The 12,732-nt window shown below is 65.7% G+C and carries 12 protein-coding genes; 9 read left to right on the top strand and 3 right to left on the bottom strand.

Features of this window, described 5'->3' with window-relative positions:
• Nucleotides 1–209: 209 nt before the first annotated feature.
• Nucleotides 210–950 (top strand): nucleotide-binding protein, encoded by a 741-nt coding sequence (locus tag ACVWZ4_RS11135; protein WP_456740289.1) that lies wholly within the window; start codon nucleotides 210–212, stop codon nucleotides 948–950.
• Nucleotides 951–986: 36 nt separating this feature from the next.
• Here ACVWZ4_RS11135 and ACVWZ4_RS11140 read toward each other — a convergent pair whose 3' ends face one another.
• From ACVWZ4_RS11140 to mutM, 3 genes are read right to left on the bottom strand one after another with little or no spacing between them, the layout of a single operon-like run.
• Nucleotides 987–1,175 carry a hypothetical protein gene (locus tag ACVWZ4_RS11140; protein WP_456740290.1) on the bottom strand — a complete coding sequence of 63 codons (189 nt, stop codon included), beginning with the start codon at nucleotides 1,173–1,175 and terminating at the stop codon, nucleotides 987–989.
• Between the two features lie 30 nt (nucleotides 1,176–1,205).
• Nucleotides 1,206–1,760: a GNAT family N-acetyltransferase gene (locus ACVWZ4_RS11145; protein ID WP_456740291.1), complete on the bottom strand. Its 555-nt coding sequence runs from the start codon at nucleotides 1,758–1,760 to the stop codon at nucleotides 1,206–1,208.
• A 6-nt stretch (nucleotides 1,761–1,766) separates the two neighbouring features.
• Nucleotides 1,767–2,672, bottom strand: a complete 906-nt coding sequence (mutM, locus tag ACVWZ4_RS11150; protein WP_456740292.1) for a bifunctional DNA-formamidopyrimidine glycosylase/DNA-(apurinic or apyrimidinic site) lyase — start codon at nucleotides 2,670–2,672, stop codon at nucleotides 1,767–1,769.
• Nucleotides 2,673–2,753: 81 nt separating this feature from the next.
• On the opposite strand from mutM, the gene ubiE reads away from it, so the two are divergent.
• From ubiE to ACVWZ4_RS11190, 8 genes are all read left to right on the top strand, one after another.
• On the top strand, nucleotides 2,754–3,515 hold the full coding sequence (gene ubiE, locus ACVWZ4_RS11155) for a bifunctional demethylmenaquinone methyltransferase/2-methoxy-6-polyprenyl-1,4-benzoquinol methylase UbiE (protein ID WP_456763450.1): 762 nt from the start codon (nucleotides 2,754–2,756) through the stop codon (nucleotides 3,513–3,515).
• The gene (ubiB, locus tag ACVWZ4_RS11160; protein ID WP_456700591.1) at nucleotides 3,512–5,086 is read left to right on the top strand and encodes a 2-polyprenylphenol 6-hydroxylase; all 1,575 of its coding nucleotides are present in this window, start codon (nucleotides 3,512–3,514) and stop codon (nucleotides 5,084–5,086) included. Before ubiE ends, ubiB begins: the two co-directional genes overlap by 4 nt.
• Before the next feature lie 70 nt (nucleotides 5,087–5,156).
• Nucleotides 5,157–6,629 (top strand): bifunctional phosphopantothenoylcysteine decarboxylase/phosphopantothenate--cysteine ligase CoaBC, encoded by a 1,473-nt coding sequence (gene coaBC, locus ACVWZ4_RS11165; RefSeq protein ID WP_456700590.1) that lies wholly within the window; start codon nucleotides 5,157–5,159, stop codon nucleotides 6,627–6,629.
• On the top strand, nucleotides 6,626–7,084 hold the full coding sequence (gene dut, locus ACVWZ4_RS11170) for a dUTP diphosphatase (RefSeq protein WP_456700589.1): 459 nt from the start codon (nucleotides 6,626–6,628) through the stop codon (nucleotides 7,082–7,084). The genes coaBC and dut overlap by 4 nt, the downstream gene beginning before the upstream one ends.
• A gap of 301 nt (nucleotides 7,085–7,385) precedes the next feature.
• On the top strand, nucleotides 7,386–9,890 hold the full coding sequence (locus ACVWZ4_RS11175) for an ATP-binding protein (RefSeq protein WP_456740293.1): 2,505 nt from the start codon (nucleotides 7,386–7,388) through the stop codon (nucleotides 9,888–9,890).
• Nucleotides 9,887–11,407 (top strand): tRNA (adenosine(37)-N6)-threonylcarbamoyltransferase complex ATPase subunit type 1 TsaE, encoded by a 1,521-nt coding sequence (tsaE, locus tag ACVWZ4_RS11180; RefSeq protein WP_456700587.1) that lies wholly within the window; start codon nucleotides 9,887–9,889, stop codon nucleotides 11,405–11,407. The genes ACVWZ4_RS11175 and tsaE overlap by 4 nt, the downstream gene beginning before the upstream one ends.
• Nucleotides 11,408–11,494: 87 nt before the next feature.
• Nucleotides 11,495–11,812 carry a PilZ domain-containing protein gene (locus ACVWZ4_RS11185; RefSeq protein WP_456700586.1) on the top strand — a complete coding sequence of 106 codons (318 nt, stop codon included), beginning with the start codon at nucleotides 11,495–11,497 and terminating at the stop codon, nucleotides 11,810–11,812.
• 125 nt (nucleotides 11,813–11,937) lie between these two features.
• On the top strand, nucleotides 11,938–12,660 hold the full coding sequence (locus ACVWZ4_RS11190) for a nucleotidyltransferase family protein (RefSeq protein ID WP_456700585.1): 723 nt from the start codon (nucleotides 11,938–11,940) through the stop codon (nucleotides 12,658–12,660).
• Nucleotides 12,661–12,732 lie beyond the last annotated feature (72 nt).

Below are 12,732 nucleotides of genomic sequence, written 5' to 3' on the forward strand. Positions count from 1 at the left end.
ACACGCGCAATTACCGGTCCAGTATTGGTACGGATTAGCCGGCATTCCCGATTCTGCCATCATCGTATCAGTTGATTCGGACATCCGCGGTCCCCTTTGGATCGGGCAGGGCACGTCCTGAGCGAGAAGAGCTCAGCATCGAAATTCGATGCACGTTCGCGTGGCGTTACCCTTTTAAGACCCAAGCACTCCAAAGGATTCGATTTTCCATGCACACGATCGTACTGGCCACCCAAAAGGGTGGTAGCGGCAAGAGCACGCTTGCCATCGGCCTTGCGCTGGCGGCCAAGCAGGCCGGCTTCACCGTCCGCCTGATCGAGACCGATCCGCAGGGCACCCTCTCCAGCTGGCAGCGCCGCCGCAACAATGACGATGTCGTCGTCGAGCCGATCTATCACGCCGCCGATTTCGCACCGCGGCTGAAGATGCTGGCCGAAAGTGGCCTGCAGCTCGCGATCGTCGACACCGCGGCCGGCCTTTCCGCCGCGACCACCGCCGCGATCCGCCATTCCGATCTCTGCCTCATCCCGGCACGCCCGAGCGTCGCCGACATCGAGGCGACCGTCTCCACCGTCAGCGTCGCGCGCGCCTGGAGGCGCCCCTTCAGCTTCGTGCTGAACCAGACGCCGATCCGCGGCCAGCGCATCGACAACGCCGCCAACACGCTCGCCGAGGAAGCCGCGCTCGATCTCACTGAGGTGCTCGCACGCCCGCTGATCGCGATGCGCAACGACCACCAGGACTCGCTCGCCTCCGGCCTCGCCGTCAGCGAGTTCGCGCCGAACGGCAAGTCGACCGAGGAGATCCGCGGCCTGTGGCGCTGGATCGAGGCGCGCCTCGAGCTTTCCGCCGGCCATCTCCCGATCGATCAGGGTCTGTCGGCGGCCGGCGGAATGCTGCATGCGGCCGGCGAGCTTTCGGCCGACGAGACCAGCGTTCTTCCGTCCTGAACGGGGCGATCGCTCTGGCTGGGAGAGGGCTCTTCGCTATCCGGTGAACGCCTGGGCGATGAAGCCATCCGGCCGGCAGCCCGGCCGGATCGCTTCGCTTCGCGTTTTTTGAAAACAACCCCATGCACAGTAGACGCGCTTCCGAGCCATGGCGGCCGGTGGCGACATGCAGGCATTTGTCTCCTCGTGCGAAAACGGCCGTGCGACGAAAACGGCTTCGTTCATGTCGAATTTCGTCAAGCTCTGGGCCGGGCCTCACACCCTGCCGCGCAACCAAGCCTCACGCCGCACGATCCAACGCTCGGATCTCGACTGTCCGCCGTGATGCGGCAGCTCGATGAAGCCGACGAACTCCGCGCCGGTCTTCTGCTTGACCCGGCGCGAGGCTTGGTTGGTGGCGGCGTTGCAGACGTAGAAATGATCGAGGCCGAGGGTGAGGAAGGCGAAATCGTTCACCGCGGCGATCGCCTCCGTCATCAAGCCGCGCCGCCAGTAGGGCTCGGCCAGCCAGAAGCCGCGATTGCCTTTCAACCCTTCGGCGCCGGGCCGCAGGTGTATGTTGCCGATCGCCTCGCCGTCGCCGCCCTTCAACACCAGCACCCAGAGATGAATCTCCTCGCCGGCCGAGACCTTGTCGAGCTGCAGCTTGATGAAGGCCTTCGCCCCGTCAGCTGGATAAGGCCAGGGCACGACGGTCGAGAGATGCCGGATGATGTTCCAATTGTCGAAATGGCGCTGGATCGCAGGCGCGTCGGACAACGCGAGCGGACGCAGGATCAGCCGTTCGGTCTCGAGCTGCGGCGTCTGCATGGCCTGCTACTTCTGACACTTCGAACACCAGAAGGTCGACCGGCCGTTCTGGGTGAACCGCTTGATCGTGCCGCCGCAGCGCGGCGTGGTGCATGTCTCGCCCTCGCGGTCATAGACCTTGAATGAATGCTGGAAATAGCCGAGCTCGCCCGAGGTCTGGCGGTGGTCGCGCAGTGACGAGCCGCCGGCCTTGATCGCATCGTTCAGCACGGTGTGGATGGCGCCGACCAGTCGCTCGGCATGATCCGTCGGCTCGCCCCCGGCAACGCCCTTGCGTTGTCCGGCCCTGGTCGACAGCGTCGCGGCGATCCGGCGCGGCGACAGATGCGAGCGGTGCAGGGCTTCGCAGACATAGATGTTGCCGAGGCCCGCGACAACGCGCTGGTCGAGCAGTGCTGCCTTCAGGCTTGTGGCCTTGTCCCGGCAGGCGCGCGCCAGCATCGCCGCGTCGAATTCGTTGCCGAGCGGCTCGGGGCCGAGCCCGCGCAACAGCGGCTCTTGCTCGAGCGCATCGCGCGCGATCACTTTCATGTAACCGAAACGGCGCGGATCGTTGAAAATAATGTCGGCGCCCGAGGACATCCGAAACAGCACGTGGTCGTGCGCGGAGTCTTTGCCCCTCGGATAGTGAAACTCGCCTGATACGGCCTCGTTGTCGGGCTTGATGACGCGAAACGAGCCCGACATGCCCAGATGCATCAGCAGCACGTCGCCGGAGGCGAGATCGGCCATGAGATATTTTGCGCGGCGGCCGAGCCCCGTGACGATCTGTCCCTGGAGCCGGGCGACGAAATCGGGCTGGAACGGAAAGCGAAGATCCGGCCGGCGGGCCTCGGCCGCCACGATCTTCGCACCCTCCATGACCGGCTGAAGGCCGCGGCGAACGGTTTCGACTTCGGGCAATTCAGGCATGGTCAGGCATTCACCTTATGAGGGCGGTGTGATAGCGCCATTGCGGCGGGCGGGCTATGGTCCGCCCAGTGGAGTAGACTAATGGATCGGCCGGGCGAAACCACGCATTTTGGCTTCAAGGACGTTCCCCTGGGGGACAAGCAGACGCTGGTAAACGATGTGTTTCACAGCGTGGCGTCCCGCTATGATTTGATGAACGATTTGATGTCCGGCGGCCTGCACCGGGTCTGGAAGGACATCATGATCAACACGCTGGCCCCGCCCCGCGGCGACCGGGCTTTTGCGTTGCTCGACGTCGCCGGCGGCACCGGCGACATCTCGTTCCGCGCCGCCAAGGCGGCAGGCGCGGGCTTCCACGCCACCGTCTGCGACATCAATTCCGACATGCTGGCGGTGGGCCGCGAGCGTGCCGCCAAGCGCCATCTCGAGACGCAGGTCGATTTCGTCGAAGGCAACGCCGAAGCGCTCGCCTTCGCCGACCGCAGCTTTGACGCATATACGATCGCTTTCGGCATTCGCAACGTCCCTCAAATCGACAAGGCGCTGCGGGAGGCCTATCGCGTGCTCAAGCCCGGGAGCCGCTTCCTGTGCCTGGAATTCTCCACTGTGGAGATGCCCGGCCTCGACAAGCTCTATGATCTGTTCTCGTTCAAGGTGATCCCGCCGCTCGGCCGCATGGTCACGGGCGATGCCGAATCCTACCGATATCTCGTCGAATCGATCCGCAAGTTTCCGAAGCCGAACGCCTTCGCCGACATGATCCGCGCCGCCGGCTTCTCGCGCGTGAGCTTTCAAACCCTGACCGGCGGCATCGTCGCACTGCATTCGGGCTGGCGTTTGTGATCTCTGCCATCACCCACATTTCGCGCCTGATCCGCGCCGCGTTCGTTTTTGCGCGCGAAGGCGTGTTCGGCTCCGTCGACCCGAGCCTGGTGCCGCCGCCCGGCCAGCTTGCGCTGAAGCTTGCGCGCCTCGTCGAGCGGCGCGGTCCGAAGCATGGTCCGCGGCTGTCGCGCGCCCTGACCCGGATGGGCCCGGCCTATCTCAAGCTCGGGCAATTCCTGGCGACGCGACCCGACGTCGTCGGCGTCGTGATGGCGCATGACCTCGAAAGCCTGCAAGACCGCCTGCCGCCGTTTTCGCAAGCGGAAGCCGAAGCCGCCATCGCAACGTCGCTGGAACGGCCGCTGAACGATGTCTTCGTCAGTCTCAGTGCGCCCGTAGCGGCCGCGTCGATCGCACAGGTGCATCGTGGCGAGGTGATGCGCGACGGCATCCGCAAGCCTGTCGCGGTCAAGGTGCTCAGGCCGAACGTGTCCGCCCGCTTCCGCCGCGATCTCTCCGATTTCTTCTATGTCGCGCACAAGGCCGAGGCTTATTCCGCCGAGGCGCGGCGGCTGCGGCTCGTCGAGGTCATCAACACCATGTCGCGCTCGGTCGCGATGGAGATGGACCTGCGCCTCGAAGCTGCCGCGCTGTCGGAGATGGCGGAGAACACGCGCGACGATCCTGATTTCCGCGTGCCCGAGGTCGACTGGGATCGCACCACGCACAACGTGCTGACGATGGAGTGGATCGACGGCATCGCGCTGAACGATCACAAGCGCCTGGAAGAAGCACAGGTCGATCTGCCCGATCTCGGCCGCAAGGTGATCCAGAGTTTCCTGCGCCACGCGCTGCGCGACGGCTTCTTCCACGCCGACATGCATCCGGGCAATCTGTTCCTGGACGATGCCGGCCGCCTCGTGGCGGTCGATTTCGGCATCATGGGCCGGCTCGGCATGAAAGAGCGACGCTTCCTCGCTGAAATCCTGCTGGGGTTCATCACCCGCGACTATCGCCGCGTCGCCGAAGTGCATTTCGAGGCGGGCTACGTCCCCTCGCATCACTCGGTCGAGAACTTCGCGCAGGCCATCCGCGCCATCGGCGAGCCCATTCACAACCGCACCGCCGAGGAAATCTCGATGGCGCGGCTATTGACGCTGCTGCTCGAGGTCACCGGCCTGTTCGACATGACGACGCGGCCCGAGCTGATCCTGCTGCAGAAGACCATGGTGGTGGTCGAAGGCGTGGCGCGTGGCTTCGATCCCAGGCTCGACATCTGGAAGGTCGCCGATCCCGTGGTGCGCGAATGGATCGAGCGCAATCTCGGACCTGTTGGCCGCGTGCAGGGCGCGCTCGCCGGCGGTGGCGATCTCGCCAAGGTGCTGATGCGCCTGCCCGATATCGCGCAGCGCTCGGTCGCGGTGCTCGAGCAGCTGGAGACCATGACGCGGGAAGGCTTAAGGCTCTCGCCGGAGAGCATCGCGGCCATGGGGCGCAGCGAGGGCCGCAAGAACCGCTGGCGCACCGTGGCGGTCTGGATCATCGCCGTGACCTTCATCGGCATCCTGATCGCTGTCCGGAATCTATGACGCCAAAAGTTTGATTGCACTGCAAGCATGTCAGTGATAGCATCGCTATCATTCCGTGCTGGAGGGCGCCATGGCAAGCCTGACCATCCGCAAGCTCGACGACGCCGTCAAAACCTATTTGCGGCTGCGCTCGGCCAGGAACCACAGGTCGGTCGAGGAAGAAGTCCGGGTCATCCTCAGGGAGCTGATCGAGGGCCGCGAGCAGGCGCTGACGCCGTTTGCGGTGCCGCCCGAGGCATCGCCTGCTCCTGCGACCCTACGCCCAGGCGCCGTCCCCGAGGCCAGCATCACACTGATCATCGGCGGCGGCATCGCGGCTTTCAAGTCGCTCGACCTGATCCGCAGGCTGAAGGAGCGGCGCATCGAGGTGCGCTGCGTGCTGACCAAGGCCGCCGCGCAGTTCGTGACGCCGCTCTCGGTCAGCGCCCTCTCCCATGAGCGCGTCTACACCGATCTGTTCGATCCCCAGAGCGAGTTCGACGCCGGCCACATCAGGCTGGCGCGCGACTGCGATCTGATCGTGGTGGCGCCTGCCACCGCCGATCTGATGGCGAAGATGGCGAACGGCCATGCCGATGATCTCGCCAGCGCGATCCTGCTCGCGACCAACCGCAAGGTGCTGCTGGCGCCGGCGATGAACCCGCTGATGTGGAACAATGCCGCGACCCGCCGCAACCTCGCACAGCTGCAGCGCGACGGCGTTCTGCTGATCGGGCCGAACTCCGGCGAGATGGCCGAGGCAGGCGAGGCCGGAATCGGACGCATGTCCGAGGCGATCGAGATCGCCAATGCGGCCGAGAAACTGCTGCGGCCGCCGGTGCCGCGCCCGCTCGCCGGCAAGCGTGTTCTGATCACCGCAGGCCCGACCCACGAGCCGATCGATCCGGTGCGCTACATCGCCAACCGCTCCTCGGGCAAGCAGGGTTTTGCCATTGCCGCCGCAGCACAAGCCGCAGGCGCCGAAGTGATCCTGGTGAGTGGCCCGGTGGATCTCGACGATCCCGCCGGCGTCAAGGTCAAGCGCGTCGAATCCGCGCGGCAGATGCTGGAGCAGGTGCAGGCAGCGCTTCCCGCCGACATCGCCATCTTCGCCGCCGCGGTCGCGGACTGGCGCGTCGCCAATGAGGGCGAGCAGAAGCTGAAGAAGACGTCGGCCGGCATGCCGCCGCTTCAGCTGGTCGAGAACCCCGACATCCTCGCGACGATCTCGAAGCTCGCCGAGAAGCGCCCGCCGCTGGTGATCGGCTTTGCCGCCGAGACCGAGCACCTCATCGACAACGCGAAGTCAAAACTCGCGCGCAAGGGCTGCGACTGGATCGTCGCCAACGACGTCTCGCCCGCGTCAGGCGTGATGGGCGGCGACCGCAACACCGTGCACCTCATCAGCAAGAATGCTGAGAACAACGGCGAGATCACAGTTGATTCCTGGCCTGTCATGACCAAGGAACAGGTCGCCATCGAACTGGTCGCGCATATCGCCGAAAGCGGGACCGACAAATCCGCCGACAAACCCTTGGACAAACCCTTGGAGCCCGCCTCTTGAGCAGCAAAGTCACGGTCGAACTGCAGCGCCTGCCCCACGCCGAAGGCCTGCCGCTGCCGGCTTATCAAACAGCCGAAGCCGCCGGCCTCGATTTGATGGCGGCGGTGCCGGAGGGCGAGCCGATGACGCTTGCAGCAGGCCAGCATGCGCTGGTGCCGACGGGGCTGGCAATCGCGTTGCCGCCGGGACACGAGGCCCAGGTGCGGCCGCGCTCGGGACTTGCCGCCAAGCACGGCGTCACGGTGCTGAACTCCCCGGGCACCGTCGACGCCGACTACCGCGGCGAGATCAAGGTGATCCTGATCAATCACGGCCCCTCGCCCTTCGTGATCAAGCGCGGCGAGCGCATCGCGCAGATGGTGATCGCGCCGGTGCTGCAGGCCGCGCTGGTTCCGGTGGCGACGCTGTCCTCGACCGATCGCGGCGCCGGCGGGTTCGGCTCGACGGGGCGATAGCGCGGACAGACGTCGCGTCGAATCGATCCACAGCGGCGCTCTTTCCGTTCCCTCCCCCCTTGTGGGGGCAGGGAACACACCGGTGTTGGAGCGCGATCGAGTCTCGTCCGTCAGCAGCTGACGCGCCTTCTCACCCGCAGAACGACTGTGACGGGAACCCCGCGCTCCGCATTTTTTTGGGACCGCGTTTGCGTTCACGATCTGGACTCTTACCGGTGGAGTCGCGGTGAGGGTATTGTCGTTTGATTCGCGCGCGACGGGGGTCGCCGCGCGCGTCAATTCGTGCGGTCTTGGGGCAACTATGTCAGGCGTGATCGTGTCGATGCGTCGGACGCTGCTGTCATGCACATCCTTGGCGCGGAACAGCTTGTTGGGAGGCGCTCTCGCAGCGCTACTGCCGGCTGAGCCGGCTGATGCCGCCGACCTCGTCGACACACTCTCGATATTGCTGGATTTCAACCGGCAGGAACTCGCGGTGCTGGCCACCGCGCTGGCTCTGCTCGGCTTCACGGTCGTGGCCGCGATCCTCTTGATGCGCACGCGGGTCCGTACCGCGAAGAACGAAGCGGCGCTGCTCGGGCGAATCAGGGAACTTCAGCTGCAGGCGGACCGCTTTGGTGCGCTGCTGTTTGCCGAACCGCAGATCCTGATCTCCTGGCCCGCCGGCGACGATCGCGCGCAGATCTCGGGTGACATCTCCATGGTGCTGCCGCGCGATTCGTCGCCGCAGCGCGTGCTTGCCTTCGGAACCTGGCTGCCGCCGGAACCGGCGCTGCAGATGGATCACGCCGTCGATAGCTTGCGCGAACGCGGCGACGGCTTCCAGCTCACGCTGAGCACGGCCAACGGCCATACGCTGGAAGCGCTCGGCCGCGCCATCGGCGGCCAGGCCATTGTCCGGATCCGCGAACTCTCCGGCTTGCGGCGCGATCTGGCTGAAACCAATCTGCGCTACAGGGCGCTTTCCGACGAAACCGAGATGCTGCGCGGCTTCGCTTCTGCCGCGCCGTGGCCGATCTGGGCCAAGGGCGAGAACGGCGCGCTGACTTTTGCCAATCCGGCCTATGTGCGCGCCACGGAAGCGACCAGCATCATCGATGCCCAGGAGCGCAAGCTCGAGCTGCTCGACAGCGCCGACCGCGCCGCCATGGAACGCAGCCTGAAGGACACCGCGGGCTTCACCTCGCGCCTGCCGATCGTGACCGGCGGCGAGCGGCGCATGTACGACGTACGCGCCGTCAATGTCGGCAACGGCAGTGTCGGCGTCGCGATCGATGCCAGCGAGGCGGATGCGCTGAGCGCCGCGCTGGTGCGGATGGCGGAGGCGCATCGCCGCACGCTCGACCAGCTCTCCTCAGGTGTGGCCGTGTTCGACGGCCAGCGGCGGCTCGCCTTCTACAACGATTCCTACCGGCGGCTGTGGGACCTCGACCGCAGCTTCCTGGACGCCAATCCAGACGATTCCAGCGTGCTCGACCAGCTTCGCGCCGCGCGCAAATTGCCGGAGCAGCCGGACTTCCGCGCCTGGAAGGCCAAGCTGCACGAGGCCTACCGTGCCGTCGAGGCCGCCAAGGACACCTGGTACCTGCCCGACGGCCGCGCCCTCTCCGTCGTCACCACGCCGAACCCCGAAGGCGGCGTCACCTATCTGTTCGACGACGTCACCGCGAGCCTCGAGCTCGCCCGCCGCTTCGACGGCATGATCCGGGTCCAGCGCGAGACGCTGGACAGCCTCGCCGAGGGTGTCGCCGTGTTCGGCAGCAACGGCAGGGCGCAGCTGTTCAATCCGGCCTTCCTGCGGATGTGGAAGCTGTCCAACGATTCGATGCGCGAGCAGCCGCATATCCAGACGGTCGAAGGCTGGTGTCATCAGCTGTTCGACGACCCGGTGGTCTGGCGCCAGATCCGCGAGGCCATCACCTCGATCGAGAACCGCGCCGACGTGCCGCTGAAGCTGGAGCGCAAGGATGGCAGCGTGCTCGACGGCATGATCCGTCCGCTGCATGATGGCGCGACCATGCTGACCTTCCTCGACATCACCGACACCGAGAATGTCGAGCGCGCGCTACGCGAGCGCAACGAGGCGCTGGAGACGGCCGACCAGATGAAGGTGGATTTCGTCCATCACGTCTCCTACGAGCTGCGGTCGCCGCTCACCACCATCATCGGCTTCGCGCATTTCCTCAGCGACCCCTCGACCGGACCGCTGACGCCGAAGCAGGCCGAATATCTCGACTACGTCACCAAATCGACCAATGCGCTGCTGGCGCTGACCAACAACATCCTCGATCTCGCCACCATCGATGCCGGCGCGATGAAGCTGGAGCTAGGGCCGGTCGACGTGAGCAAGACCATCGAGCTCGCCGCCGAAGGCATCCAGGACCGCCTCGCCACCGACCGCATCCGCCTCAAGGTCGAGATCGCCCCCGATGTCGGCAGCTTCGTCGGCGACGAGAAGCGCGTGGTGCAGGTGCTCTATAACCTGCTTGCGAATGCCGTCGGCTTCTCGCCGCAGGATTCCACCGTCGGGATCAGCGCGCGCCGCACCGAGCGCAGCGTGGTCTTCATTGTGACAGATTCCGGACCTGGAATACCCGCCGACATGAAGGACAAGGTGTTCAACTGGTTCGAAAGCCGCTCCCAGGGCTCGCGTCATCGCGGCGCCGGGCTCGGATTGTCGCTCGTGCGCTCCTTCGTCGAGCTGCATGGCGGCAAGGTGCAGGTGGATTCGGCCGTCGGCAAGGGCACGGTCGTGATCTGCGACTTCCCGACCGACCAGGCGGCGCACCGCGACGCCGCCGAATGAGCGAACCGGCCACATTCTCCGTCGCGCTTGTCGACGAGACGGCCACCGCGCAATTGATGGCCGATCTCGCGCTGCTGGTCGGGCCGGGCGATACCATCACGCTGACAGGTGATCTCGGCGCCGGCAAGACCGCCGCGGCCCGTAGCCTGATCCGCTATCTCGCCGGCGACGACGAGCTGGAAGTGCCGAGCCCGACCTTCACGCTGGTGCAGAGTTACGAGCTGCCGGCCTTTCCCGTGATGCATGCCGATCTCTATCGCGTCGAGGACGAGAGCGAGCTCGAGGAGATCGGGCTCTCGCCGTTGCCGGAGGCGACGCTGGCGCTGATCGAATGGCCCGAGCGCGCGCCGTCGGCGATGCCCGCCGACCGCATCGATATCGCGCTGACGCATCGCCCGGCGCTGGGCGCGAATGCGCGGGCCGCCGACATCACCGGCCATGGCAGGGCCGCTGTCGCCATCGCGCGGCTGAAGGCGTTACGCGAATTCCTCGACTTCTCGGGTTACTCGGATGCGACGCGCAAGCGCATGCCCGGCGACGCCTCGACACGCTCCTATGCGCGGCTGATCCGCGACGATGGCGTCGTCATCCTGATGAACTCGCCGCAACGCCCCGATGGCGCGGCGATCTACAACGGAAAGTCCTACAGCGCCGCGGTGCACCTTGCCGAGAACGTCAAGTCCTTCGTCGCCATCGACGAAGGCTTGCGCGCGGCGGGAATCTCGGCGCCCGCGATCCATCATTGCGACCTCGAGCACGGCTTTCTGATCTCGGAAGATTTCGGCAGCGAAGGCGTGATCGAAGGCGATCCGCCGCGCCCGATCGCCGAGCGCTACCAAGCCGCAACCGACGTGCTGGCCGTGCTGCACGGCAAGACCCTGCCGGAGACGCTGCCCGTGGACGGGCAGACCTACACCATTCCCGCCTTCGACACCGAGGCGCTGCTGATCGAGATCGGCTTGATGCCGGAATGGTACCTGCCCGACCGCAACGCGCCCCTGAGCGACGAGACGCGCGCGGAATTTTTTGCGATGTGGCGCGAGCTCTTGAAGAAGCCGCTGGCCGCGCCGAAGACCTGGATCATCCGTGACTATCACTCGCCGAATCTGATCTGGCTTGGCGATCGTAGCGGCGTGGCGCGTGTCGGCGTGATCGACTTCCAGGACACCGTGCTCGGGCCGCACGCCTATGACGTGGTGTCGCTGCTGCAGGATGCACGCATCGACGTGCCTGAGACCCTCGAGCTGACGCTGCTGTCGCGCTACATCAAGGCGCGCCGGGCAGGCGATGCGAGCTTCGATCCGGCCGGCTTTGCCGAGCTCTATGCCATCATGTCGGCGCAGCGCAACACACGCCTGCTCGGCACCTTCGCCCGGCTCAATCGCCGCGACGGCAAGCCGCATTATCTGCGTCACCAGCCGCGGATCTGGACCTATCTCCAGCGCTCCCTGGCGCATCCGGCGCTCGAACATTTGCGCGACTGGTATCTCGCCAACGTCCCGCCGCCGCGATCCTGAGTGGGAGCGGTTTACCGGCTGTTAGCCATCACACCGGTATCATCGCCCGCGGGCAGCCGGACAAATACGGGGCTGGAGCAAGGGCGGATGGCGGTCAAGACGGACCAGCGCGGGAACAGCCGGGTTGTTTTCGAACGCGGGATTTCGGCCCAGATGATGGGCATCGACGGCACATGGCGGCGCGAATGCACCATGGAGGACGTCTCCGAGACCGGCGCCAAGCTGACCATCGACGGTTCGGTCGAAGGCCTGCACCTGAAGGAATTTTTCCTGCTGCTGTCGTCCACCGGGTTGGCGTACCGGCGCTGCGAACTGGCCTGGGTGAATGGCGACCAGATCGGCGTCAATTTCCTCAAGCCGGGTGACAGGAAGAAAACGGCGCGTTCCACAGCCGTCGAGGCGTGAGGGCAACACACGTCGTACAACCGTCACGGCGGGCGGCTAAGGCGGTCGAGAGGCGGTGCGGCCCATCCGTGATCGTGCTAGGGTTGCTGCAAACGCGAAATCAGAGGTTTCGAGAAAGCTTTAGGATGTCCGTCAAACCGACCAAAGCCATGGTGCTCGCCGCAGGGTTCGGCCTGCGCATGCGGCCGCTGACGGACAAAATGCCGAAGCCGATGGTGCCGGTGGCCGGCCAGCCGCTGCTCGACCACGTGCTCGACAAGCTCGGTCGCGCCGGCGTCACGGAGGCGGTCGTCAATGTGCACTATCTGCCCGACCAGATCATCAATCACACCGCAACACGCCAGCATCCGCGCGTGACAATCTCGGACGAGCGCGACCAGGTGCTCGGCACCGGCGGCGGCGTCGTCAAGGCGCTGCCGCTGCTCGGCGATGCGCCGTTCTTCCACGTCAATTCCGACACGCTGTGGATCGACGGCGTGCGCTCCAATCTGACGCGGCTCGCGGAAAATTTCGATGCCGCACGCATGGACATCCTGCTGCTGATGGCGCCGACCGCGACCAGCATCGGCTATAGCGGCCGCGGCGATTACGGCATGCTGCCCGACGGCGCCTTGCGCAAGCGCAAGGAAAAAGAGATCGTTCCGTTCGTCTATGCGGGCGCGGCCATCCTGTCGCCGACGATCTTCGACGGCGCACCGCAAGGCGAGTTCTCGCTGACCAAGATGTTCGACCGCGCCAATGAGCAGGAGCGCCTGTTCGGCCTCCGCCTCGACGGAGTCTGGATGCATGTCGGCACGCCCGATGCGGTGCATGCCGCGGAAGAGGCGTTTTTGGAGAGCGTGGCGTAGGGCAGCGAACAGCGGGGACGATTTCATCCCCACCCATGACCATTCGAGCGCGCCTGCCTATATTGCCCTGAT

Source organism: Bradyrhizobium sp. USDA 4472, from assembly GCF_054058595.1.